18 protein-coding genes and 1 pseudogene are annotated in these 24,630 nt (G+C 49.3%); 11 read left to right on the top strand and 8 right to left on the bottom strand.

The window, feature by feature from the left end; translation table 11 throughout:
• Positions 1-66: 66 nt before the first annotated feature.
• From rho to RSJ68_01050, 3 genes are all read right to left on the bottom strand, one after another.
• Entirely contained in the window at positions 67-1,326 is a 1,260-nt protein-coding gene (rho, locus tag RSJ68_01040; protein ID WNU97382.1) for a transcription termination factor Rho, read from the bottom strand.
• 256 nt (positions 1,327-1,582) lie between these two features.
• Positions 1,583-2,500, bottom strand: coding sequence for a BPSS1780 family membrane protein (locus RSJ68_01045; protein WNU97383.1), 918 nt, complete (start codon positions 2,498-2,500; stop codon positions 1,583-1,585).
• Positions 2,501-2,755: 255 nt separating this feature from the next.
• On the bottom strand, positions 2,756-2,914 hold the full coding sequence (locus RSJ68_01050) for a hypothetical protein (protein ID WNU97384.1): 159 nt from the start codon (positions 2,912-2,914) through the stop codon (positions 2,756-2,758).
• Positions 2,915-3,065: 151 nt separating this feature from the next.
• On the opposite strand from RSJ68_01050, the pseudogene RSJ68_01055 reads away from it, so the two are divergent.
• The 3 genes and pseudogenes from RSJ68_01055 to RSJ68_01065 all read left to right on the top strand — a co-directional run bounded on the left by RSJ68_01055 (position 3,066) and on the right by RSJ68_01065 (position 4,392).
• Positions 3,066-3,835: pseudogene (locus RSJ68_01055) on the top strand (IS5 family transposase).
• 36 nt (positions 3,836-3,871) lie between these two features.
• Complete coding sequence (locus RSJ68_01060) at positions 3,872-4,132, top strand: transferrin-binding protein-like solute binding protein (GenBank protein ID WNU98325.1); 261 nt, start codon at positions 3,872-3,874, stop codon at positions 4,130-4,132.
• Positions 4,133-4,188: 56 nt separating this feature from the next.
• Positions 4,189-4,392, top strand: coding sequence for a hypothetical protein (locus RSJ68_01065; protein ID WNU98326.1), 204 nt, complete (start codon positions 4,189-4,191; stop codon positions 4,390-4,392).
• On the opposite strand, the gene RSJ68_01070 is transcribed toward RSJ68_01065, so the two are convergent.
• A complete protein-coding gene (locus RSJ68_01070) occupies positions 4,351-5,442 on the bottom strand; it encodes a histone deacetylase family protein (protein ID WNU97385.1) in 1,092 nt (363 codons plus the stop codon). The two genes, RSJ68_01065 and RSJ68_01070, sit on opposite strands and share 42 nt — an antisense overlap.
• A gap of 231 nt (positions 5,443-5,673) precedes the next feature.
• Between RSJ68_01070 and yajC the strand changes: the two genes are divergently transcribed.
• The 3 genes from yajC to secF all read left to right on the top strand — a co-directional run bounded on the left by yajC (position 5,674) and on the right by secF (position 8,808).
• Positions 5,674-5,940 (top strand): preprotein translocase subunit YajC, encoded by a 267-nt coding sequence (yajC, locus tag RSJ68_01075; protein ID WNU97386.1) that lies wholly within the window; start codon positions 5,674-5,676, stop codon positions 5,938-5,940.
• A 75-nt stretch (positions 5,941-6,015) separates the two neighbouring features.
• Complete coding sequence (secD, locus tag RSJ68_01080) at positions 6,016-7,869, top strand: protein translocase subunit SecD (protein WNU97387.1); 1,854 nt, start codon at positions 6,016-6,018, stop codon at positions 7,867-7,869.
• Between the two features lie 3 nt (positions 7,870-7,872).
• Positions 7,873-8,808 (top strand): protein translocase subunit SecF, encoded by a 936-nt coding sequence (gene secF, locus RSJ68_01085; GenBank protein ID WNU97388.1) that lies wholly within the window; start codon positions 7,873-7,875, stop codon positions 8,806-8,808.
• A gap of 418 nt (positions 8,809-9,226) precedes the next feature.
• Here secF and RSJ68_01090 read toward each other — a convergent pair whose 3' ends face one another.
• Complete coding sequence (locus RSJ68_01090) at positions 9,227-9,784, bottom strand: hypothetical protein (GenBank protein ID WNU97389.1); 558 nt, start codon at positions 9,782-9,784, stop codon at positions 9,227-9,229.
• A 350-nt stretch (positions 9,785-10,134) separates the two neighbouring features.
• On the opposite strand from RSJ68_01090, the gene RSJ68_01095 reads away from it, so the two are divergent.
• A complete protein-coding gene (locus tag RSJ68_01095) occupies positions 10,135-11,571 on the top strand; it encodes an NAD-dependent succinate-semialdehyde dehydrogenase (GenBank protein ID WNU97390.1) in 1,437 nt (478 codons plus the stop codon).
• Positions 11,572-11,751: 180 nt separating this feature from the next.
• Here RSJ68_01095 and RSJ68_01100 read toward each other — a convergent pair whose 3' ends face one another.
• Both RSJ68_01100 and RSJ68_01105 read right to left on the bottom strand, forming a co-directional pair.
• Positions 11,752-13,071 (bottom strand): DUF445 domain-containing protein, encoded by a 1,320-nt coding sequence (locus tag RSJ68_01100; GenBank protein ID WNU97391.1) that lies wholly within the window; start codon positions 13,069-13,071, stop codon positions 11,752-11,754.
• A gap of 270 nt (positions 13,072-13,341) precedes the next feature.
• A complete protein-coding gene (locus RSJ68_01105; protein ID WNU97392.1) occupies positions 13,342-14,022 on the bottom strand; it encodes a sulfite exporter TauE/SafE family protein in 681 nt (226 codons plus the stop codon).
• Between the two features lie 447 nt (positions 14,023-14,469).
• Here RSJ68_01105 and RSJ68_01110 point away from each other — a divergent pair, with 447 nt between their 5' ends.
• The 3 genes from RSJ68_01110 to RSJ68_01120 all read left to right on the top strand — a co-directional run bounded on the left by RSJ68_01110 (position 14,470) and on the right by RSJ68_01120 (position 20,606).
• Positions 14,470-17,739 carry a TonB-dependent receptor gene (locus RSJ68_01110; protein WNU97393.1) on the top strand — a complete coding sequence of 1,090 codons (3,270 nt, stop codon included), beginning with the start codon at positions 14,470-14,472 and terminating at the stop codon, positions 17,737-17,739.
• 200 nt (positions 17,740-17,939) lie between these two features.
• On the top strand, positions 17,940-18,809 hold the full coding sequence (locus RSJ68_01115) for a Slam-dependent surface lipoprotein (protein ID WNU97394.1): 870 nt from the start codon (positions 17,940-17,942) through the stop codon (positions 18,807-18,809).
• Between the two features lie 330 nt (positions 18,810-19,139).
• A complete protein-coding gene (locus RSJ68_01120) occupies positions 19,140-20,606 on the top strand; it encodes a surface lipoprotein assembly modifier (protein WNU97395.1) in 1,467 nt (488 codons plus the stop codon).
• Between the two features lie 240 nt (positions 20,607-20,846).
• On the opposite strand, the gene RSJ68_01125 is transcribed toward RSJ68_01120, so the two are convergent.
• Positions 20,847-22,205: an MFS transporter gene (locus RSJ68_01125; GenBank protein ID WNU97396.1), complete on the bottom strand. Its 1,359-nt coding sequence runs from the start codon at positions 22,203-22,205 to the stop codon at positions 20,847-20,849.
• Positions 22,206-22,784: 579 nt separating this feature from the next.
• Between RSJ68_01125 and dnaG the strand changes: the two genes are divergently transcribed.
• Entirely contained in the window at positions 22,785-24,557 is a 1,773-nt protein-coding gene (gene dnaG / locus RSJ68_01130) for a DNA primase (protein WNU97397.1), read from the top strand.
• Positions 24,558-24,630 lie beyond the last annotated feature (73 nt).

Here is a 24,630-nt window from a genome sequence, read left to right on the forward strand (position 1 = left end):
GTTGTCGGAAATGAGAAAGGTCGTCTGAAAACTTAATCCATCGTTTTCAGACGACCTTCGATGATTTTATTTTCCGCGCATCAGCTCGAAGAAATCGTCGTTGTTTTTGGAGTCTTTGAGTTTGCCCACCAAAAATTCGGTCGCCTCAATTTCGTCCATCGGATGCAGGAATTTGCGCAAGAGCCACATGCGCTGCAACTGGTCGTTCGGCACCAACAATTCTTCGCGGCGTGTGCCGGATTTGTTGATGTTGATGGCGGGAAACAGGCGTTTTTCCGCCATGCGGCGGTCGAGGTGCAGTTCCATATTGCCCGTGCCTTTAAATTCTTCGTAAATCACGTCGTCCATGCGACTGCCGGTTTCCACCAGAGCGGTGGCGATGATGGTAAGCGAACCGCCTTCTTCTACATTGCGCGCTGCGCCGAAGAAGCGTTTGGGGCGGTGGAGGGCATTGGCATCTACGCCGCCGGTCAGGATTTTGCCGGAAGTGGGTACAACGGTATTGTAAGCGCGGGCGAGACGGGTAATCGAGTCAAGCAGGATGACCACGTCTTTTTTGTGTTCGACCATGCGCTTGGCTTTTTCAATCACCATTTCCGCCACTTGGACATGGCGCTGCGCCGGTTCGTCGAAGGTAGAAGACACGACTTCGCCGCGTACGGAACGGCTCATTTCGGTAACCTCTTCGGGGCGTTCGTCAATCAAAAGGACGATGAGTTCGACGTCGGGATAGTTGGCGGTAATCGCGTGGGCGATGTTTTGCAGCATCACGGTCTTACCGGTTTTCGGCGGCGCAACCAAAAGGGCGCGTTGTCCGCGGCCGATGGGGGAAACTAAATCAATGGCGCGGCCGGTAAGGTTTTCTTCGGCTTTAATGTCGCGCTCAAGTTTGAATTGCTTGGTGGGGAAAAGCGGGGTGAGGTTTTCGAAGAGGATTTTGTGTTTGCAGACTTCGGGATGATCGCCGTTGATGCTGTCGAGACGGACAAGGGCGAAATAGCGTTCGTTGTCTTTGGGTACGCGCACGCTGCCTTCGATGGTGTCGCCCGTATGCAGGTTGAAGCGGCGGATTTGCGTGGGTGAGACGTAGATGTCGTCGGGACCTGCGAGGTAGGAAGTGTCTGCGCTGCGTAAAAAGCCGAAGCCGTCGGGCAGGATTTCGAGCGTGCCGGAGCAGGTGAAGCTTTCGCCCTGCTTCATCATTTGGCGGACGATGGCGAATACGAGGTCTTGTTTGCGGAAACGGTTGGCGTTTTCAATGCCGTGTTCTTCTGCCATTTCCAAGAGTTTGGAAATGTGTAGGGTTTGTAGTTCTGAAACGTGCATGATTTTTGACAGTTGTATTGGAAAAGAATGGGATTCGGAAGACAGAGGTCGTCTGAAAAGAATGGTGTACGGAATGTACGGTGATTTTTGAGAAACCTGAATTGTAGGCAGTCGGAGGGCGGGTGTCAAATTTAGGCGGGGCAAGGTTTGTATGGCATAGGTTTTGTTGCATGGCTGGTAACATCGAATTGAAAAAGTCGTCTGAAAATAGGTTTCAGACGACTTTGAGAAGAAATAATCATCTTCTACTGAAAGATTAGTATTTGTTCAGACGACCTTGGGGGAAAATACTGCGATAGGCGGTGTATATGCCGATCATTGCTACGGGGTAGAGAACCAGGTAAGTAATCAATAAGAAGATGAAGAACAAAATAAGGAAAGGGCCGGAGAGCGCGGTTGATTGCTGTATTGATGCTTCTGTTGCAAATGCGGAAATCATGACTGTCATAAATATGAAGCAAAACGCGATACTGATACCCAGCCAAATTAAGCCGTATACCAGCAGGGCGGGGATATTGCGGCGACAGGCATTGAAGCTGGCCTTAATGGCGGCAACAGGGTTCATATCCTCCAACATGATAAAGGCGGGAGCCAGCCAAAACATCATGGAGTAAATGGCGATAATAACCAACAGGATAATAAATAAAATCGGAAAGGCCGGCATAAAGTCTGCCCTTAAGAAATTTCCGTTGGCTAACATGCCGAAAGGAATAACAACGGCCAAAGCTAAAAGCAGGCATACGACGATACTCAGCAGTAAAAGAATCAGGAATGCTCCGCTTTTTTTAATCGAAAATCCGGCAAACAGAGAGCCGAAGTTGAAATTCTTACCTTGCGCGGTTTGGGCTGCAAGCAGCACGATGCCACCGAGGAAACAAAAGCCTACCCAATAGAAAAACAGATTGAAGAGCAATTCTCGGATTATTATGGTTGAGGTGAAATCATTGAAATCAGCGGGCGGGCTTTCAACGCCTAGCAAACCGAATAGAAAACCTACAAAGAGCGGAATAAGGCTGACTAAAATAATTGCGCCCATCCATTTGAATTTGTTTTTACTGAAAATACGCCATGAGTCGGTAAACCAGCTTACTCCTTCGCCTGCGCGTAGACGTTTGGGTTCGTTGACGGAGTTTTGGGGGGTGATAGGGTGCTGGGGAGGTTGCAGTGTTTCCATAAAAATAATTTCCAAGTTTACAGATGAGAAAGGCTATCATTATATCATAAGTGTATATGGTTATTTGTTGAGAGTTTGACAAAAGGTCGTCTGAAAATTTTTCAGACGACCTTTGTGTTTGGCATGAGGCAGTTTATAGCGTACCAAGATAAATTGCAGATGGGTTATTGGGCGATATGTTTCGAAATCTATCGGCAGACGGTTTTCTGTTTTGGGAAGGATACACTTAAAGAAACGATGGCGGCTTGTTGTCTGTCAGCTGAACCAAAAGCGGAAAACCAAATAAAAAACCAATGCCAACACGCCTGCCCAAACGATCAGCATAAATCCTGCAACGGCCTGCCCTAATCGGTAAACGGGATTTTTACGTTCGTCTTCGGGCAGGGAAGGTTGGGTGTTTTTAGGTTCGGTCATGTTGTCGGCTCCCGTCGGTAATCGGATAAAGGCGTAAGGTTACGCCGTGGCGGGGAAAGATTCAAGTTTGCTGCATTTTTACAGCGGGAGACCTTTGCAAAATTCTCCCCAAATCCCCTAAATTCCCACCAAGCCATTTAGGGAATTTTCCATGAGCACCTTCTTCCGGCAAACCGCACAAGCCATGATCGCCAAACACATTGACCGCTTCCCACTATTGAAGTTGGAACAGGTGATTGATTGGCAGCCGATCGAACAGTACTTGAAACGTCAAAGAACCCGTTACCTTAGAGACCACCGCGGCCGTCCCGCCTATCTCCTGTTGTCCATGTTCAAAGCCGTCCTGCCCGGAATGGCACAGCCTCTCCGATCCCGAACTCGAACACAGCCTCATCACCCGCATCGATTTCAACCTGTTTTGCCGTTTTGACGAACTGAGCATCCCCGATTACAGCACCTTATGCCGCTACCGCAACCGGCTGGCGCAAGACGACACCCTGTCCGAATTGCCGGAACTGATTAACCGACAACTGGCCGAAAAAAAACCTAAAAGTAGAGAAAGCATCCGCCGCCGTCATTGACGCCACCATTATTCAGACTGCCGGCAGCAAACAGCGTCAGGCCATAGAAGTCGATGAAGAAGGACAAGTCAGCGGTCAAACCACACCGAACAAGGACAAAGATACCCGCCGGACAAAGAAAAACGGCCTCTGCAAACTCAGTTACAAACAACATACCCGTACCGATGAGGAAGGCTATATCGAGAAACTGCACATCACTCCTGCCAATACCCATGAGTGCAACCATCTGTCCCCTTTGTTGGAAGGCATTGCCGAAGGTACGACCGTCTATGCCGACAAAGGCTACGACAGTAAGGAAAACCGGCAACATCTGGAAGAATATCGGTTGCCGGATGGCATTCGCCTTGTTTGTTCAAGGGGTAATGTTCAAGGGGTAATGAGTGTCTCTCTACCATCAGGGACAGCCAAGTATGCCGGCGAAGTGTTGAATTTCCGTGCACGCAACTTGGATGAAAAAGCAAACTGGATGGATGCAGGTAACAGCTACCGTACTGCCGGTTCGTTTACCGCCGATGTCGATGATGTCGATTTCGATGCTGAAACCATCGCAGGTAAAATCAATAGTGGTGATAACCGATATATGGATGAACAAGCCTTTACCGCAGGTATTTCAGGCAGTAGCTTCAACGGCAAGTGAATTCCGGTGTCGAAGGTTATATCTCAGGTGGATTCTATGGTGATAAGGCTGCCGAAATGGCGGGGCGTTACAGTTACAATAAGACGCCAGGCAATAAAGGTTCTTTGAGTGACAATGCCTTTGGCGTATTCGGCGGTAAAAAACAGTATCCGTCTGTTCAAACTGAAAACAAACCGCCTGAAAGGGCGGTTTGTTTTCAGTTTGGGCAGGAAGGGTTTTCAGACGACCCTTGTGGATGCAGGCGGCTGTTTACGGTCTAAAGATTTTTTTTCTTCCTGGCGGTTTTTCAAATGTTTTTCATAGGCTAAGACAAAATCCGCCTTGGGTAATCCCGCTAGAACACCAATATGCGCTGCAGCGGATTTTGCCAAAGGTTCGAGCGTGTAGCCGCCTTCCAGTACCGAAACGATTCTGCCGGGACAACTTGGAGCGGCTTGGATGATTTTGTGTGTCAACCAGGCGAAATCGGCTTCGTGCAGATTCAGACGACCTGTTTCGTCTTGTTTGTGTCCGTCGAAACCTGCGGACAGTAAGACCAGTTCGGGTTTGAATGCGGTCAGTTTGTTCAACCATTTTTCGCGTACGGTAGTGCGGAAGACGCGGCTGCCGGTGTTGGACGCGAAAGGCAGGTGTAACATATTGGCGCCGTTGGCGGAATGGTTGGTTTCGGGAAATGGGAAGAGGTCGGTTTCAAAAAGGTTCATAAACAGGACGCGCGGGTCATCTTTGAAGATTTCCGCTGTGCCGTCGCCGTAATGGACGTCGAAGTCGATGATAGCGATGCGTTGGAGTCGATATTCGGCGATGGCGTGCATGACGCCTGCGGCGACGTTGTTTAATAGGCAGAAACCGCCTGCCTTATCGCTGTGCGCGTGGTGTCCGGGTGGACGGACGGCGCAAAAAGCGTGCCATGCTTTCTTATTCATCACCATATCTACCGCCTGAACGACAGCCCCTGCGGCGTAACGGGCAGCTTTGAGCGAACCATGGCTCATGACGGTATCGTCGTCGAGGCGGTAGATTTTGTCCGCTTGGGGCTGGCAGGCTTCGAGCGAGCGCAGGTACTTGCGCGGGTGAACCAAGGCGAGGCGGGTATCGCTGATTTCTTCGGCTTCGGCAGTTTGAAGATGCCGCCAAATATCCTGGCCTTTGAGTTCCGCCTCGATAACGGCAGTGCGTTCGGGTGAGTCGGGATGACCTGCGTCGGGTTGGTGTTGCGCAAAAACGGGATGAGAAATCCAGACCGTACGCGCATTTTTACCCAAGAGGCGGCGTAGGCGCGTACGCAGTCGTCGAATGAGTTTTTTCATGAGGAAAAGGGCGCGGGGCTTGTCGTTGGTAGGAAGGAATCAGGTTTTAAATGTCGTTGAAACTTCATTTTCAGACGACCTGACATGATAAATATGGTTAATAAATAGGGAAAGGCTTGGAAATTTTTCAGACGACCTTTAGAATAGCTTAATTTTGCGGCTGTACCAATGCTTTTTTCTGTCGCAAGCAGTGTTTTACTTAATTTTAATCTCTTAGAAAACGGACAAATTATGAATCAAACTGTGGCCCAATTTGCCCCTTTAGTGCTGATTATGGTGGTGTTCTACTTCCTGATCATGCGTCCCCAACAAAAGAAATTCAAAGCACACCAAGCCATGCTTGCCGATCTGAAAGTCGGCGATAAGGTGGTTTTGGCAGCAGGCTTCAAAGGCCGTGTTACCAAAGTCGGCGAACAGTTTTTCACTGTGGACATTGGTCAGGGTGCAAAAATCGAAGTCGAAGTGGAACGTAACGCGATTGCCGCTAAAGCCGAGTAATCGGTATTTTTGCCAAGAGCCGCCTCGGAAAGCTGAGCGCGGCTGTTTGTCTTCATAATAAATCGAAGGTTTACCATGAACCGTTATCCTTTATGGAAATACCTGCTGATTGCGTGCTCGATTTTGGTTGCCGTAGTGTATTCGCTGCCCAACCTTTTCGGTGAAACGCCCGCAGTACAGGTATCAACCAACCGACAAGCCATAGTTATCAACGAACAGACCCAGTCCAAAGTGGATGCCGCGCTGAAACAGGCTGGTATTCAGACTGACGGGATATTTATTGCGAACAACTCGCTGAAAGTGCGTTTCAAAGATACCGAAAGCCAGCTTAAAGCCCGCGACGTTATAGAAAACACTTTGGGCGATGGCTATATTACTGCGCTCAACCTGCTGGCAGACAGCCCCGAATGGATGGCAAAAATCGGCGCCAATCCGATGTTCTTAGGCTTGGACTTGCGCGGCGGTGTGCATTTCACCATGCAGGTGGACATGAAAGCTGCGATGCAGAAAACGTTTGAACGTTATTCGGGCGACATCCGCCGCGAAATGCGCCGTGAAAAAATCCGCACCGGTACCGTCCGTCAGATTGAAAACGGTCTGATTGTCCCGATGCAGGACGCTGCCGACGTACAAAAAGCCATGCCTAAGCTGCGTCAGCTTTTCCCTGAGGCAAATTTAAATGCCGACGGCAATAACATCACGCTGACATTATCCGAAGAAGCGATTAACAAAGTACGATCCGATGCGGTGAAACAAAACATCACCACCTTGCATAACCGTGTCAATGAGTTGGGCGTGGCTGAACCTGTCATCCAGCAATCCGGTCTTGACCGAATTGTTGTTCAGCTGCCGGGTGTACAAGATACAGCCAAAGCAAAAGACATCATTGGCCGTACCGCGACTTTGGAAGTGCGCATGGTGGAAGACGACCCTGTCAAAGTGCGCGGAGCTTTGGAAGGTAATGTTCCGAGCGGTTTCGAGCTGTTGTCCAGTGGTGGCGATCATCCTGAAACCTTGCTGATTAACAAACAGGTTGAATTGACCGGTGACAATATCAATGACGCGCAACCCAGTTTCGACCAAATGGGTGCGCCTGCCGTCAGTCTGAGCTTGGATAGCGCAGGCGGCAGTATTTTCGGCGAATTGACCGCCGCCAACGTCGGCAAACGCATGGCGATGGTGTTGATCGACCAAGGCAAGTCCGAAGTGGTTACCGCACCGGTTATCCGTTCCGCTATTACCGGCGGGCGCGTGGAAATTTCCGGCAGCATGACGCAGGCGGAAGCCAATGATACTTCCTTGTTGCTGCGTGCCGGTTCTCTCGCCGCACCGATGCAAATCGTGGAAGAGCGCACCATTGGTCCGTCTTTGGGTAAAGAAAATATTGAAAAAGGTTTCCATTCGACCTTATGGGGCTTTGCCGCCGTTGCTTTGTTCATGGTGGTTTACTACCGCCTGATGGGTTTCTTCTCGACCATCGCCCTGAGTACCAACATCTTGTTCTTAGTCGGTATTTTGTCTGCCATGCAGGCAACGCTTACGCTGCCCGGTATTGCCGCATTGGCGTTGACACTGGGTATGGCGATTGACTCCAACGTATTGATTAACGAACGTATCCGCGAAGAGTTGCGCGAAGGCGTGCCGCCGCAACAGGCAATCAACCTCGGTTTCCAACACGCATGGGCAACCATCGTCGACTCCAACCTGACCTCGCTGATTGCCGGTATCGCCCTCTTGGTATTCGGTTCCGGCCCGGTCCGCGGTTTTGCCGTCGTACACTGTCTGGGTATCCTGACTTCGATGTACTCATCCGTCGTCGTCTTCCGCGCCTTAGTGAATCTTTGGTACGGACGCCGCCGCAAATTGCAGAACATTTCCATCGGCGCAGTATGGAAACCTAAAGCCGAAACAGCGGCTGGCAAGGAGTAAGACATGGAACTCTTTAAAATCAAACGCGACATCCCGTTTATGAGCTACGGCAAACTGACGACCTTTATTTCGTTGGTAACTTTTATTGCTGCCGTATTCTTCCTCATCACCAAAGGTTTGAACTTCTCCGTCGAATTTACCGGCGGTACCGTGATGGAAGTGCAATATCAGCAGGGCGTGGACGTCAACAAAACCCGTGAAAAACTCGATACCTTGAAAATGGGCGATGTCCAAGTTCAGGCGTTGGGTACGAACAAACACATCATGATCCGCCTGCCCAACAAAGAAGGCGTAACTTCCGCGCAGCTTTCCAATCGGGTTATGGAATTGCTGAAAAAAGAGCAGCCTGACGTTACCTTGCGCCAAGTCGAATTTATCGGCCCGCAGGTCGGCGAAGAGCTGGTGACCAACGGTCTGATGGCATTAGGCTTTGTTGTAGCAGGTATCATCGTTTACCTGTCGATGCGCTTTGAATGGCGTTTCGCCGTATCCGCCATCATCGCGAATATGCACGACATCGTGATTATTTTGGGCTGCTTCGCCTTCTTCCAATGGGAATTTTCACTGACCGTGCTGGCGGGTATCCTTGCCGTATTGGGCTATTCCGTAAACGAATCCGTCGTCGTCTTCGACCGTATTCGTGAGAACTTCCGTAAACCGAGTATGCGCGGACACACCGTTCCGCAAGTCATCGACAATGCGATTACCGCCACCATGAGCCGTACCATCATCACCCACGGCTCGACCGAGGCAATGGTCGTTTCCATGCTGGTGTTCGGCGGCGCAGCGTTGCACGGTTTCTCAATGGCATTAACCATCGGCATCGTGTTCGGTATTTACTCTTCGGTATTGGTCGCCAGCCCGCTCTTGCTGATGTTCGGCCTGAGCCGCGAAAATATCGCGAAGGAAGTGAAGAAAAAAGAAGAAGTCGTGGTCTGATGGCTATGATTGCGATGTGAAGAGGTCGTCTGAAAACTTGGCAACAGGTTTTCAGACGACTTTTTTATTTTGGGCAGTTGATTTGATAGTTGTGATGCGAATATGGCGGTATTGTTTTGACTGTATGGAAAGGAACACACTTTTCTTGTTTCAGATAGAGGAAGGGAAAGATTGGCTTAAAGGGAAGGGGTAATCGATTGTATAGTGGATTAACTTTAAATCCGGACAAGGCGACGAAGCCGCAGACAGTACAGATAGTACGGTAAGGCGAGGCAACACCGTACTGGTTTAAAGTTAATCCACTATATAAAACGGACACGTTTATACCTTTCTTGGTAATGTACTGCACAAAATGCAAAAAGGCCGTCTGAAAATTTTCAGACGGCCTCAAATTACCATTTACGGTTAGAGTTAGAAATTAACGTTTTGCTTTTGCGGCAGGTTTTTTAGGAGCCGGTTTTCCTGCTTTGGCGGGAGAGTTGGCAACGGAGCAGTATTTGGCAACGATTTGATCAACGACTTCTTCTTTGCCGTTAACGGTCGTTTTACCGCGTACGGTCAGCATATTGCCGTCTACTTTGTCGATATTGCCCAAATTGGCACGACCGGCCACCCATGCGACATTTTCGCCCCAGAAGGCGTTGACATCATCGCTGGAGCCGACGACGCGGAACAGGTTGGGTGTCAGTTCGTTTTTGTATTTCACTTGTGCTACAACAGGTTCGTTGCCTTTGAAACCGTACATAACGCTCAATGGGTCTTGACCGTTTTGACCGCAGCGGTAGTGTACTTCTTTGGTGCTGTCGATAGCGTCCACTTTAATAGTTTGAGGAGTGAAAGGTTGGTTTTGTTGCGCTGCTTGTTGCGGAGCTGGGGCAGGTTGCGCGGCAGGTTTTCCTTTGGAAGAGCTGGAACATGCAGACAGCGCGGCAGCGGCGATAACGGCAGAAATCATTAACTTGGTATTTTTATTCATCGGTTTACTCCATATAAATTTTTGATAAAAGGTTGGCGAAACATTAACACAATATCAGAGATGGTATATTTTGTCTTCAATTTGGACAAATCTTTAATAAAAGCATCAAAAGAATAAGTAAATTTACTTATGAAAAGATCATCCAAGTTCAAGCGTTTCGGCTCCATCTGTCCGCCCTGCTGACTGCCGGATACATTACGTCCACGGTGTTTTTCGGCAATCAAACCATTACAAAACTGCAAGGTCTGAAAATCGATGTTGTGTTATGTCATAGGTTTGCGCTTTACCCAAATAAGGGGAATAATGACTTTTCATTCATCAATTAAACTTCTATACACACGAGGGCAGGCATGAATTCTTTTGCATCATTGTTAAACCATCCCGATATTTCTTTTCTTCCGATTCCAGACAGTATCAAAGTCGGCAATCCGGCAACGGGCGAGACCTTGGCGTTTGTCCGCACGACTCGTTCAGACGGCCTCAAATTGCTGATTCAAAAGGCGGAGGCGGCACAAAAATTATGGGCGGCAAAAACTGCGTTGGAGCGCGCCGATGTGTTGTGGCGTTGGTATTTTTTGATTAAAGAAAACAAAGAAGAACTGGCGCGTATCATGACGATGGAGCAGGGAAAAAGTCTGACTGAGGCGCGTGGCGAGATTGATTATGCGGCTTCGTTTGTGCGCTGGTTTGCCGAAGAGGCGCGGCGGATTGACGGCGATGTGTTGACGAGTGTGAAAGCGTCGCAAAAACTGGTTGTGTTGAAACAGCCTATCGGTGTTACTGCGGCGATTACACCGTGGAACTTCCCATCTGCGATGATTGCACGTAAGGCTGCACCTGCTTTGGCGGTGGGCTGTGCGATGATTGTCAAGCCCGCGTCGCTCACGCCTTTGAGTGCGTATGCGTTGGCTGTACTGGCCTACGAAGCGGGTGTGCCTCAGGATTTGTTGCCTGTTGTCAGCGGTAGTGCTTCGGAAATCAGCAATGAATTTGCCACGAATCCGACCGTGCGCAAAATCAGCTTTACCGGCTCAACTGAAATAGGTGCGAAAATTTTTGCCGACAGTGCGGCGGACATTAAAAAACTCAGTTTGGAACTGGGCGGCAATGCGCCGTTTATCGTGTTTGACGATGCCGATTTGGACAAAGCCGTCGAAGGCGCGCTCGCCAGCAAGTTTCGCAACAGCGGCCAGACCTGCGTCTGCACCAACCGCGTGTACGCTCAATCGGGCATTTACGACGAATTTTGCCGCAAATTAAGTGAAAAAGTGGCCGCGCTCAAATTGGGCAACGGCTTGGATGAAGGCGTGAACCAAGGGCCGCTGATTGAGGAAAAAGCGGTGGAAAAAGTCGAGCAGCACATCGCCGACGCGCTCTCCAAAGGCGCGGTCTGCCTGACCGGCGGCAAACGCAGCGCGCTGGGCGGAACGTTTTTCGAACCGACTGTCTTAAGCGGCGTAACGGCGCAAATGGCGGTGGCGCGCGAAGAAACCTTCGGGCCGTTGTGTCCCGTGTTCCGCTTTGAAAGCGAAGCCGAAGTCATCGCGGCCGCCAACGATACGGAATACGGTTTGGCGGCCTACCTCTTCACTTCCGACACCGCCCGTCAGTGGCGAGTTGGCGAAGCCTTGGAATACGGCATGGTCGGCATCAATACGGGCTTAATCAGTAATGAAGTGGCACCGTTTGGCGGCGTAAAACGCAGCGGTTTGGGACGTGAAGGCAGCAAATACGGTGCGGACGAATATTTGGAATTGAAATATTTGTGTATCGATGTGGCGTATTGAGTTTGCTACTAGAAGCAACAGGTCGTCTGAAAAACAAATTTCATTGAAACCTTGTTTTCAGACGACCTTTTTCATATAGTGGATTAACAAAAATCAGGACAAGGCGACGAGGCCGCAGACAGTACAAATAGTACGGCAAGGCGAGGCAACGCCGTACTGGTTTAAATTTAATCCACTATACTATCCCGCCAGCCACAGCGATACCGTATAAATCGCCAATCCGACCAGTCCGCCGACAAGCGTGCCGTTGATGCGGATATATTGCAAATCCTTGCCCACGCTCAATTCCAGTTTTTCCACCATCAGGCGGCTGTCCCAGCCTTTGACTTTGTCCGAGACGAACAAAGCGGCCTTATCTTTATAACGCATCACAAAATCCCGAACCAAAAGCGAAATCCGCACATCCGCCCGCCGCATAAATTGCGGGTATGCCTGGGCTTGCGAACGCATATGATTCAGCAGCTTTTCCAGTTGAGCTTGGCACAAAGAGTCTTGTTTTTTCACATCTTCCCGCGCCCAGTCTAGAATGCCGCGCCATAAGGTCATGATTTGACGTTGCAGGGCGGGCGATTGCGCGAGCTGTTTTTTGAATTTGTCCAGGCGGCGGTGCCACAGGCGCGATGTGGTCAGGCGTTCGGTCAGTTCGTCGTATTGCACCAAGAATTGTCGGCGCAGCGCGTTATCCTGCTTGTCCGCAGTTGCCAAATAGCCGTCTATCCAAGCCAACGCTTTTTCTGCCGCCCAATCATCGACTTTCTCCACCAAGGTCGATTTCACCGCCGCTTTGAGCCTGTCCCAAGTACCGGGATTGCCGCCTTCGATTTTTGCTGCCCATTCGCGCAGGTTCTGCTCCAACATTTCACGGGTTTCCGGCGTTTTCAGCCAACGCCGAATCTGACGGAGCAGGCTTTCAAACGCTTTTTCGTGCATCCCTTGCGCTTTCAGCAGCCGCAAACCGTCGGCAAGCGCGTTGCCGATTTGTCCGCCGCTGTAACGTTCTTCCAGCAGCATCGCCGTAAAACGCGCCGTCTGTTCCGGTTTGGCGATGGCAAGCAGCGTCGGAATCTGCTTGGAAAGCCAGGGCAGCCAATGCGATTTTACGTCTTCGCCGTCCAGCCATTTCAATAATTTATCGCTGGGCTGCGCTTGGTAAATGCGCATGGCGATGGGTTTGCCCTGCAAAAAATTGTGTTCGATAAACCGCCCCAATTCATCGCCGATGCGTGCCTGATTACGCGGCAAAATCGCTGTATGGGGAATCGGTAGGCCGAGGGGTCGTCTGAAAAGTGCGGTTACGGCAAACCAGTCCGCCAGCGCACCCACCATCGCCGCTTCGGCAAACGCTTTGACAAATCCCAACCAAGGATATTGGCGCACATAAACGGCGGAGGCTGCAAACAGCCCACACGCCGCAAGCAGCAAGCCCGTCGCCCAACGCCTGCTTTTCGCCAACTTTTTGCGCGCCTCATTTAAGCGGACTTGTTCCGAAAGGGTGTGCATTTCTATTCCTGTCTTTTTTGTCTTTAGAGGGTTGCGAATAAATTGATTATTTTTTAATCAGCTAAAAATATTCAATAGGTTTCAAAATATTATCCAAGTTTTCCACAGAATGCACACATCAATCCGAATGCGGGTTGTGGGCAATATTTTGTATTGCCTGTTTTTTAATCATGATATTTTTATTTTGGAAAATCAAAAGGAAAGGAGAGTTGTTCACAAGCTGTTCACATGATTCTGCGGTATGGCTGTGTACAGGTTTTCAGACGACCTTTATGCCGTCCAACCTGAAACCGAAACCCAAAGCCGCCACAAGGCCCAAGCCGCCACCGTCAAACCTGCCAACAGGCGGATACTGCGTTTTTGCAAAAGCGTTTTCAACTGCGCCGCAAAGATGCCCATCGCCAAAAGGTTCGGCAGCGTGCCGAGCGCAAAAGCCAACATATATAAAGCACCGTGAACCGCGCTGCCGCTGCCCAAGGCGTAAAGCGACGCGCTGTAAACCAGGCCGCACGGCAGCCAGCCCCAGAGCATCCCCACGCCGAAACAGGCTGGGACGGAACGGATAGGCAAAAGCTTGTTTAAAAAAGGATTCAGCCGCTTCCATATCGGTTTGCCGATGCGTTCGATACGCGTTGCCGCCGTCGAAATTCCCGCCAGATAAAGCCCTAAAAGCAACAACAGAATGTTTGCCGCGATATACAGGCCCTGCTGCAACACACGGGTGTCATCCAAAGAAATCCCTGCCTGCCCGATCAGTCCGACTAGGAAGCCGATGAGGACATAGCTGCTTACACGTCCTAAGTTCAACAGGACAATCAATCCGAAACGGTTGAGGTTGGGCGGAAGCTGCAAGGCAAATGCGCTGCTTAACCCGCCGCACATACCGACGCAGTGGCCGCCGCCGAAAAAACCGAGCAGAAACAGAGTGAGGAAGGTAAGTTTTTCGTCCATATCAGATATATTTGAAATTGTTATCAGGCTGTTTCGTATTGTATCAATAACGGAGGAATGAGGATAAGAAAGGATGGAATAGGGACGAATTATTGCGAATCCGTTTGGAAAGGTCGTCTGAAAATCGCTTTGCCTTGATTGGACGGCATCGGATTTTCAGACGACCTTTAGACTACCCGATATTTATAAAGCCCTATTTTGAGAAAAATAATTTGATTTTATTTGAAAACAAAATGTTAAACGAATTGAATATTTCTGAACAAGATACCGAAGAAACAAGCAAATGTTTGCATATTATCGAGATTCGGTTAAAATTATCGGAAAATATATAAATAATAATCAAAATCATTCAATATCATTCAATCTATTTGCGGCAAAACCTTTCCGAGGTCGTCTGAACATTTTCAGACGACGCTGTCTGACATTCCGCCACACAAGGAATCCGTTATGAAGCCAGTCAAAGTCAACACCCTTGCCGCCTGCATCGCCGCCATCGGTTTCTCTCCCATCAGTTATGCTGCCGATAATACGCCGACCGTCATTCTCGATACTGTTACCGTCAAAGGCACGCGCAATAAAGACGAAATCGGTAAAAGCCGAGTTTATACCCGCGAAATCGTCAATCTTTACAAAGGCAAAAACGAAGTCGAAACCTTCAAAGGCAACACCGTATCCGACCTTTTAAGCGGTATGTCCGGCGTGTACAGCGGCGACGCGCGCAACAGCGGCGCACTGGATCCCAATATACGCGGCGTGCAGGGACAGGGGCGCATCCCCGTTACCATCGACGGCACGGAGCAGGCGATTACCGTCTGGCGCGGCTACGCAGGCGCAAACAACCGCAACTACGTCGATCCCAACATCATCAGCAGCGTTTCCATCGAAAAAGGTCCCTCGTTCAGCCGCGATATGAAAAGCGGCATAGGCGGCTCCGTCGCCCTGAAAACCATCGATGCCGACGATATTGTCCCCGAAGGGCAGAAATACGGCTTTGAAGTGAAGGCGGAAGCTTCCAATAATTCCATCAAGCGGCGTGAGAATGCTTATGAACATTCAGTCGATTATCGAACCTTGCCTGTTCCCGCAGTAGCAACGGGCGGTATTTGGCGTTCATTTTTTGACGATACCGACCGAATCGACCAGCGTTTCAACGGACGCAATAAATTTGGTGAGGATAAAGCCTACCGCATTGCCGCTGCCACCAAGCAGGACAATTTCGATGCCATGCTCGCCTATGCCTACCGCAGTAAAGGCAATTATTTTTCCGGCAAAAAAGGGGCGGAACGCTACGGCTATATCGGTCCTTGGACACAAGAAACTTTAGACGAATTAAAACGTCGTCAAGAAGAAGCCGCTGCCAAGGGCGAGAAATTTTACGGCAGTGAAAACATGCTGGGCGCACCCGATATTTCAAAAATCGGACTTTTCTACCATCCGGGCGGGGAAGTCAGCAATACCTCGCTCGAAACCAAATCATGGGTAGGTAAAACCACCTTCCGTCTGCCGAACCGACAAACGATCAAATTCGGCCTGCGCCATACCGATTCCACGTTCGGCGAAATCATGCCTTCGCGTATTATCGGTCCCATCAGTTGGGATGCGTCCGTCCTCAACAAAATTGCCGAATGGCCGCAGGCATGGGTCAAACAGCGTTCCTACAATATCGACTATTCGTGGAAGCCCGAGGGCAGCCGTTGGATAGATTTCGATGCCACGCTTTGGACAACGCGTACCAAATCCAAAACCAATACCGCAGGCGGCTCGCCCGGCGATACCGTTTATGAGGACAACAAATTTCAAATAGCATGGGACGAATACGACAGATGGCAGAAATACACCCCCGCAGAGCGGCAGGAATTGCTGGATGCAGGAATAGAAGCCCCCAAACCGCCCAAACCCGAAACGCCCAATACCAACGGACGCTTCAACACCATCGAAGGCAACGCCTATTACGCCCGTAACAACCGTACAGGCTTTCAATTCTCCAACCGTATGAAATTGAGCGACAAACTGTCGCTGACCTTGATGGGCGATTTTCAAAACGAAAAACTGACATCGCGCAATGATTTTTCAGACGAGCTGGAGCGAGGAGGATACGACAAATATCGGGAAGAACTCGAAAACAGCACCATCAGGGCAAATTATGAATTGAACCAATACGGTGTACCTCGAAACGGCAAGCGGCGCGAATACAATCTGGGCTTCAATTTCCGCTACGAACCCTTCCGCTGGCTGACTTTGACGGCGGGAGGACGATATACCAATTTCCAGCTTCAGGATAAAAGCAAACGTTTGGAAAGCGGTACGTATAAGACCGGCTATCCGTTAGAAATGAACAGGGGGATAAAATATTCGATCGGCAGGGTTGCCACGCTGCAAGAATACGCGGATTACAAGGCAATTGACGATGCTTTGGCGAATGGCAGTCTTGATTATGGACTTTTATATGCGACAGAGGAATACGCAGAACAAAGAAAAAAACATGCACAAATTAGCCTGTTGTTTCAAACCAATTCGCAATATATTCCGACTTTGACAGATGATCGCGAAAAATGGGTCAATCCCAATGAAAAGGTGGATTTCTATTGGTTGAAAGACGATAAAGGCCGTCTGAATATGCAGGATCATCCCCTTATCAATGGCAGCATTCCTGATTTGCACACTAAAGTCCCTAATCCTGTATATGACCCGTCTATTCCAGACAGTCCGCAGTTTGTGCCTAAGTATTATAACGTTGATGCAAGCGTATATACGACTCCAATGACCGAAGCCGAAAAACAGAGAGCAATGAAGCAGAAAGGCAGCGGTTGGGTGCCCGCATTTTCTGCCACTGTCAATTTTACTGATTACAGCCGCGCCTATTTGCGTTATACCGAAACTCTGCGCTACCCCAGCATTTTTGAAGGGACTTACGGCTTTTCTACCGCCGCCGGCTCATTCAACCGCATGGGCTATGGCTGGCGGCCCGAACACGCCAAAAACTGGGAAGTCGGCTACATCCATGATTTGACAGGACTGTTACCGAAAATGAAAAAAGCGGATTTCCGCATTAACTACTTCCATAACAAGACCAAAAACGTTATCGACAGGGACAGCAATCTCGAATTCGAACAATTCGACAGACAAATCCGCAGTGGTGCCGAGCTGTCCACCCGCTTCGATACCGGACGCGTCTTTGGTAGCCTGAACGTATTCCGCAGCCTGAAAAACAAAATGTGCGACGAAACCTTCCAATGGTCGACTGTGACTGCGGGAGATGTCGATGCAACATATTTTGCCGAAACCGGCAAAACCATGAGTCGCCCCGTCTGCAATCACGGAGGTTTGAGCGATTCGGGCTATCTGGCAAGCGCGCTTCAGCCACGCTGGTCGATTGATGCCGAATTGGGCAGCCGCTTTCTTGCCAACAGACTGGAAACAGGCGTGCGCCTTCATTACCACAGCCGCGTCTATGAAAACCGCAATGATGCGTGGCAGCCTCACTACAACGTATTCAATCAATATAGGGGAACTAATCATAAACCCCAATATAACGATATGCGCTGGCAGCCTGTTGCGGTATGGGATGCCTACCTGCGCTACAAAATCGGCAAAAACCTAACTGCCGAGCTGGTGGGCAGCAATCTGACCAACCGCTACTACCTCGACCCGATGAGCCGCTCCTATCTGCCCGCACCGGGTAGAACCATTAGGATAGGGATTACGGGCAAGTTCTAAAATAGTTTCTAGATTCAATTATCGAAATTCTGATATTATTGAATTGTAAATTTTCAGAAATGATAATAATTTATGTTTTTATTTACTAAAAATAGGAATATACTTACCTTACTTTTCCAAGAGGGCAGATTTGTAAGTTTGATTCAGATTCTTCTTGAGAAAGTTCGTTGATTTTGTAAATTTTTATTTTGGAGTGAATTATGAAACTCGTAAAAACCGTTGCGGTATTGAGTGTTGCGTTTGCCGCTTCTTCTGCATTTGCTGCCAATCCGGCTTCAGGCCTCTCTTTAAATAATGTAAAAGGGGTTAAACACATTGTCCCGACAGTGGAGACTAACCAAAACGACGCGAATTTCGGTAAGGCTGCCATTAATGTGGTTGACTTAAATGTAAAACCGACAAATAAAAATGGTCTTGCCAACAATCAGCCTGTTTCTTTTGCCAAAATTGATGCGACGGCAAATCGATTTTTTGTCAAAACGTTCGCTCACGGCATTTTGGGTAAAGACAAAAACGGCGTTACTGTTGCGAATCTGTACCGTATGAAAGGTATTGTTTGGGACAATATTCCAAGAATGCCCGACCATTCCCATTTAGGCCGTTTATCTTATTCCAAAGTCGGTAATATGGATGTTTACTTCGGCGACTGGTCTGCCGTTCCTTCCGGTGCGGCTGTCGGTACGAAAGGTACGAATTACACCGCCTTCTACAGCGGCACGGTCCGAACCACCAATCTGCCGACTACGGGTACTGCCACTTATACGGTTAAGGGTATCAACCAATATCATACGCAAAATACAGCCCTCTTAAACGGTACGCTGAAAGCCGATTTCGGTAAACGGACGCTGAACGGCGAAATGAAACGTACGGGTCTGACAGTTGCTGTTAACAATGCCGCCATCAATACGACTCGGGCTTCATTTGAAGGTAAAGCTACGGCAAACAAAGTGGCTGGTACGACCCGTGGTCATTTCTTCGGCAACCAAGGTGCAGCGATTGCTGGCGTGGCTGATTTTGGCCGAAACAGTGAACTCAACACTGCCTTTGGCGGTACGAAAACCGGCAAATAATGAATCATAATGCGATAAGGCGGACGGTTTTTGACGTTTCCCATTCCGTCCGCCTATAAAACACAAATCGTCCGACACACAATGCACATCGTACAGGGCCGTTCGGAAATATCGGGCTTCGCAATGCGTTTAAGCCGGTATTTTCCGAACGGCCCGTGAGTTTGAAAGCGTGCTGTCTCGATGGGTTTGAGAAGCTCATTTTCAGACGACTAGGCAGGTGCTTTCATTCAAATAAACAATGCTCTTGCCCGGTAAAGATATAAAATGTCAGTTTTTCTTTGAAAAGGTCGTCTGAAAGACAAAGCCGCCCGATACACAGGAAAGAATTTTATGAAACGCCTTTTGCTCCTTCCTTTTTTTATCAGCCTGCTGCCCCACGCGTTTGCCGACGACAGGGAAGATCGCTTCATGCAGCTCAAACAGGGGACGGAACTCCGCCGCGCGCAGCAGGAAAGGAACGAAGCGGACAATACGGCGATTGAGTTCGGCGCGGGAGAAGTGCAGGACGGCGAAGATTTGGCGTTGTCGCTGATGAAGGCGGTCAACGCGCAAAACGAAGAGGAAACGGCGCGGCTGTTGGACATTTACCGCCGTCAGGATGATTACGACCCCGATATAGTGCTGTTTGCCGAGGCCAATCAGGCGGTGTTCCGCGACGATTTGAAGGCCGCGCTGGTGAAATACCGCGAGCTTTACCGCAAAAATCCCGAATTTCTGCGCGGCCGCCTGGATTTGGCGCGGCTGCTGTTTATAGACAAACAAAATAAAGAATCGGCGGCATTGTTTGACGGCATCGATATTCCCGAAGTGCCCGCCGTCAATGAGAAAATCAAAGTGTTTGCCGACGCTTTGAAGAAACGCGATGCGTGGAGCGGCTCGGTTTCGTTCGGCGCGGGTTACGACACCAACTTAAACCAGTCGTCGGGCGCGACGGTTGTCCGCAATCAAACAAGCTGCGGTTTCGATTCGAACGGGCAGCCGATTCTGGACGATGCCGGAATGCTGTCCTGCCGCGACGAACAGCTTGACGCCTACGCGCCCGATGCGTTGAAAAACCGGATGTGGGTATATGACGCCAACTTGAGCAGACGCATTTCGCTCAACGGCCACCACGGCCTGCAACTGGGCGGCTACACATGGGGCCGGCTCTATCCCGGCAACAAAGAACACGGCGAACACAATATCAACGTCAGCCCCGCTTACAGTTTCCAGAGCAAAGACCATTCCTTCAGTATCGGCCCGCAGGTGCAATACGAATGGTCGGGCGGCAAACTGCGCGACAGCAGCGCCGGCATCAGCACGGCATACAGCCGCACCTTTTCCGACCAAGCCTCGCTGGGCGTGCAGCTCGACCACAAATACGACCGCTACCGCGGCGAATTAAAACATTTCAACGGCCCGCAGACGCTTCTGTTCACCACCGCCATCTACGCCCTGCCGAAAGACTGGCTGGTATTCGGCGGCTACGACTACCTGCGCAAAAACAGCCGTGAAAAAGTGGATTCCTACCGCCGGCACGGCCTGCGCGCGGGTGTCAACAAGCGTTTTGAATCCGGTATCGACGCCACCTTTCAGGCAATCTGGCGTAAAACAGCCTATCAGGACTACCATGCCTGGCTGGAAACACGCCGCCGTGATTTCGAACGCACCTACCAGTTGGACATCAAATTCGACCGCCCTTTCCTCCGCGGCTTCGTACCCGTCCTCACAGTAAAACACACCGACAACAAAAGCTCGTCCTGGCTGAACCGCTACAAACGCAACGAATTTACCGTCAAAGCAGAATACAGGTTTTAAGCACCCGAGGTCGTCTGAAAATGTCTGACAGTTTTGATTGGCGCACGTCCTTTTTTTTGTTTTTCTAATCTGTTGATTTGTGTTTGAATGAAGAATTTTGACGTTTGGATAATAAATATGAATGAATATGAATGAGGTTTGATGTGCCAAGGATAGCTTCAATCTGTGTCAGTCCTTAAAAAACACCCCAAAACAGTAAAACTCATCCTGTTTCGGGGTGTTTTGAGCGTCATGAAAGGATTACTGCGAAGCTGTTCCAGCTGCTTTTTGAGCCTCCAGTCTCAAAACGCCGCGATGTACCATGGCACAACAGAAAATACAGCCGACAACGGCGAAGAGCAGTAGGTAGAAACCGGCATCCCAGCCAAATCTGTCGGCTAAAATACCAAACAGAGCAGTACCGCCCGCGCTGCCTAATACATAGCTCAGCAAACCGCGCAGACCTGTTGCCGAACCTGCAGCAAATGAAGGCACTAATTCGATGGTTTGCAAAGAAGACAGGAACATAGGCACATAGATCAAACAGCCCACCAAGCCTGCGCCGATAGTTACCGTAGACAAGCTGGTGCCGTTTCGGTACAAGAAGATAGATGCGCCTACGCCTACTAAGGTGATGATGGATAAAGGCATACGTTTACCTTTAAAGTATGTATCAGTTATCCAGCCTGCCAGCAACGTGGAAGGGATAGCTGCCCATTCGAAAATGGCAAAGGCAAGATGCATATCCTTTTTGGAGAAGCCTTTAGTTTCCAAGAGATACAGTGGAAGCCAAGTCAAAACGCCAAAACGTATCATATAGGTGAATACGTCAATAAACGATACAAACCATACATTGATGTCTTTAAGGATGTATTGTTTGAAAATCTGCCATGTGGTCAGATCAACGTTTTCTTCTTTGGTTGCGATCAGTTCTTCATGAGAGTTGCACAAGATTTCGTTCATCGGTGGCAATCCCTCGTTGTAAGTCCGTCCGACTCCTGCAAAATAAACAATTGCTGCTACAACGGCCGCAATAGCTGCGGGTACAACGAAATGTGCCGACTGCCAATGAGTCTCACCCAACCAGGCAACAGCACCGCCGGCAATAGGGGCTACCAGACCGCCGCCAACATTATGCGAAATATTGAATACTGCCGTTGTGATACCGCGCGTTTTACGTGGGAACCAACTTGCTAAGACAACATAAGCCGGACCTGCTCCCATACCTTGGAAGATACCGTTGAGCATACACAGCAAAAAGAAAATCCAAAATGCCGTGGTGAAGCCCATCATCAAATTGACTAATGCGGACATGGCCAAGCCGAAAATCATAAAATGTTTCGGGTTGGATTTATCTGCTAACGCCGACATCAAGCCCTTACTGACGCCGTAAATAATCAACATTGTGCCGGATACGAAACCAATATCTTGTTTGGTAAAGCCGAAATCTCGAATTAAATCAGGAGATGATAAAAGGAAGTTGTTGCGCAAGATGTAATACGCAGCGTAGCCGATAAAAATTCCAAATAAGGCTTGCCAGCGCAAACGGTTGTAGCGATCATGCACTTCGGCTTCGGGTACCGGTTTCCCTTGTTTGGAAGCGAGGAAGGAAATCATCATGGACTCCATGTTGTTGAAGAAAGTTATATATGTAATTTGTTAACTTAGGTTTACGCTTTATACACGCGTTCCGATACGGACTTATTTATTTAAAATTAAAATAAATTCGATACGGTCAATAATCCAATATGATAGTAGATTTTCTATACTTTTAGCAATTGCGTCTTTAGGTAAAAATGTTTAGATATTTATGATTCTCAATGCGATTGAAAGTATGATTTGATTGGGTGTGGGATTATTAACTTATGTTGGAATGGGAGGTGTGGTAAAGGTCGTCTGAAAGTGTCAGATGACCTTTAATTATTGGTTTGGGCTCAATTTACTACTTGTGATGTGTCAATTATCTAATTTTGTTTGATATTTTTTGAGTTCTAACGAGGAGGTAGTAATAATCTTATCACTATACTTATTACATTTCAGAGTTGGTAATTTGTTTTTATATCGATTATTTTTTATCCCGAATCCACGTTATAATACGAACCTTGTTTTCAAACCGATTCGAGATTCCGTTTTCAGACGACCTTTAAAATAAAAGGTCGTCTGAAAACGTTTGTCCCGTCCATACGCATCCGCCGAACTATGATTCCATCCGATTTCATTGACGAGCTTCTGGCCAAAGTCGATATTGTCGATATTATCGACGAGCAGGTTCCGCTGAAGAAGGGCGGGGCGAACTATATGGCTTGTTGTCCGTTCCATAAGGAAAAGACGCCGTCGTTTTCAGTCAGTCCGACCAAGCAGTTTTATCATTGTTTCAGTTGTGGGGCGCATGGTTCGGCGATTGGTTTTGTGATGGAACATCAGGGGCTGTCGTTTCCGGAGGCGGTGCAGTTTCTGGCTGACCGTGTGGGCATGGCTGTGCCTAAAGTGCGCGGGCAGAACGATAATCCTGAAGTCCGTGCCGAACGTAAGAAAAAACAGCAGACGCTGGAGGAAACGACGGCTGCGGCGGCTGATTTTTATGCGCAACAGTTGAAATTCAATCCGGCGGCGAAAGCTTATTTAGACAAGCGCGGTTTGAGCGCGGAAGTCATCGCGCATTATGGTTTGGGCTACGCCCCCGACGGCTGGCAGCCTTTGGCGCAAGTGTTCCAACCGTATCCGAATACTGCGTTGGTGGATACGGGGATGGTGATTGACAATGAGGGGCGGCATTACGACCGCTTCCGTCATCGGATTATGTTCCCCATCCGCAATCCGCGCGGGCAGGTCATCGGTTTTGGCGGCAGGGTGTTGGACGACTCGAAGCCGAAATATTTGAATTCTCCTGATACGCCTTTGTTTGATAAGGGGAAAAACCTTTACGGATTGTATGAGGGGCGTGCCGCGGTCAAGGAAGCAGGGCGGATTTTGGTGGTCGAAGGTTATATGGACGTGGTCGCGCTGGCGCAGTTCGGCGTGGGCTACGGCGTGGCGGCTTTGGGCACGGCGACGACGGCGGAACACGTCAAAATCCTGATGCGTCAGGCGGACAGTATTTATTTCTGTTTCGACGGCGACAGCGCGGGGCGGAAGGCGGCTTGGCGCGCGTTGGAAAACGCGTTGCCGCAGTTGAAAGACGATAAATCGCTGCATTTTTTATTCCTGCCGGAAGAACACGACCCCGACAGCTACATCCGCGCCTACGGAAAAGCGCAATTTGAAGACGCGCTGTTGAATCAAAGCAAGCCCTTGTCGGAATATTTCTGGGAACATCTTTCAGACGACCTCAATCTCAATACGCAGGAAGGTAAGGCGGAATTGGTGAAAACCAGTTCGCCGCTTTTGGCGCAGATTACCGCGCCGGCATTGGCTTATTTGTTGAAACAACGGCTTAGCGAACTGGTCGGCATCGATCCCGACAATCTCGCCCAACTATTGGGGCAGGAAGCGCCGAAGCGGCACGTCAAACAAAAAAGCTACAAACTGCCTCCGATTTCCGTCAAACAGCCGGTCATGCTGACGCTGGTGCAACGGCAAATCCGCAGCCTCTTGATAAATCCGGATTGGGCTGCATATATAGACCTGCCCGATTATTTGGCGTTGGACGGCGATTTCGCCTGCCTTGCCAATCTCGCCGAAACCATTAAAAGCCATGCCGCCGTACCTGCTACCGCGCAGGTTTTAGAGTATATGCGCGGTTCTCCTTACGAAGAAACCGTGAACCAAATCTTCCAATCGACACTCTATTCTGAAGAAATGGAAGGCGGAGGCGAAGAAGACCGCGAAAATTTCCAAATCGGCATGAAGAAACTCCTTAACGAGTTAAAATACAAGCAAATCGAAACCCTCAAGCAGAAAAGCCTGCAATCGGGTTTGAATGAAAATGAAAAAAAACTCTTGCTGTCGCTTTTGACGGCAAAGCAAAATTGAACGAACGGCAATCCCTGCCGAATCCGGCAACCTTCAGGCCGTCAGAAAAGCATTGTCCCAAGCTGCGAACATG

This window comes from Neisseria sp. DTU_2020_1000833_1_SI_GRL_NUU_006 (assembly GCA_032388755.1).
In the GTDB taxonomy this organism is placed as follows: domain Bacteria; phylum Pseudomonadota; class Gammaproteobacteria; order Burkholderiales; family Neisseriaceae; genus Neisseria; species Neisseria sicca_C.

Coding starts and splice junctions, on each gene's coding strand:
- rho (WNU97382.1), bottom strand. CDS start 1,326: ATGCACGTTTCAGAACTACAAACCCTACACATTTCCAAACTCTTGGAA.
- RSJ68_01045 (WNU97383.1), bottom strand. CDS start 2,500: ATGGAAACACTGCAACCTCCCCAGCACCCTATCACCCCCCAAAACTCC.
- RSJ68_01050 (WNU97384.1), bottom strand. CDS start 2,914: ATGACCGAACCTAAAAACACCCAACCTTCCCTGCCCGAAGACGAACGT.
- RSJ68_01060 (WNU98325.1), top strand. CDS start 3,872: ATGAGTGTCTCTCTACCATCAGGGACAGCCAAGTATGCCGGCGAAGTG.
- RSJ68_01065 (WNU98326.1), top strand. CDS start 4,189: ATGGCGGGGCGTTACAGTTACAATAAGACGCCAGGCAATAAAGGTTCT.
- RSJ68_01070 (WNU97385.1), bottom strand. CDS start 5,442: ATGAAAAAACTCATTCGACGACTGCGTACGCGCCTACGCCGCCTCTTG.
- yajC (WNU97386.1), top strand. CDS start 5,674: ATGAATCAAACTGTGGCCCAATTTGCCCCTTTAGTGCTGATTATGGTG.
- secD (WNU97387.1), top strand. CDS start 6,016: ATGAACCGTTATCCTTTATGGAAATACCTGCTGATTGCGTGCTCGATT.
- secF (WNU97388.1), top strand. CDS start 7,873: ATGGAACTCTTTAAAATCAAACGCGACATCCCGTTTATGAGCTACGGC.
- RSJ68_01090 (WNU97389.1), bottom strand. CDS start 9,784: ATGAATAAAAATACCAAGTTAATGATTTCTGCCGTTATCGCCGCTGCC.
- RSJ68_01095 (WNU97390.1), top strand. CDS start 10,135: ATGAATTCTTTTGCATCATTGTTAAACCATCCCGATATTTCTTTTCTT.
- RSJ68_01100 (WNU97391.1), bottom strand. CDS start 13,071: ATGCACACCCTTTCGGAACAAGTCCGCTTAAATGAGGCGCGCAAAAAG.
- RSJ68_01105 (WNU97392.1), bottom strand. CDS start 14,022: ATGGACGAAAAACTTACCTTCCTCACTCTGTTTCTGCTCGGTTTTTTC.
- RSJ68_01110 (WNU97393.1), top strand. CDS start 14,470: ATGAAGCCAGTCAAAGTCAACACCCTTGCCGCCTGCATCGCCGCCATC.
- RSJ68_01115 (WNU97394.1), top strand. CDS start 17,940: ATGAAACTCGTAAAAACCGTTGCGGTATTGAGTGTTGCGTTTGCCGCT.
- RSJ68_01120 (WNU97395.1), top strand. CDS start 19,140: ATGAAACGCCTTTTGCTCCTTCCTTTTTTTATCAGCCTGCTGCCCCAC.
- RSJ68_01125 (WNU97396.1), bottom strand. CDS start 22,205: ATGATGATTTCCTTCCTCGCTTCCAAACAAGGGAAACCGGTACCCGAA.
- dnaG (WNU97397.1), top strand. CDS start 22,785: ATGATTCCATCCGATTTCATTGACGAGCTTCTGGCCAAAGTCGATATT.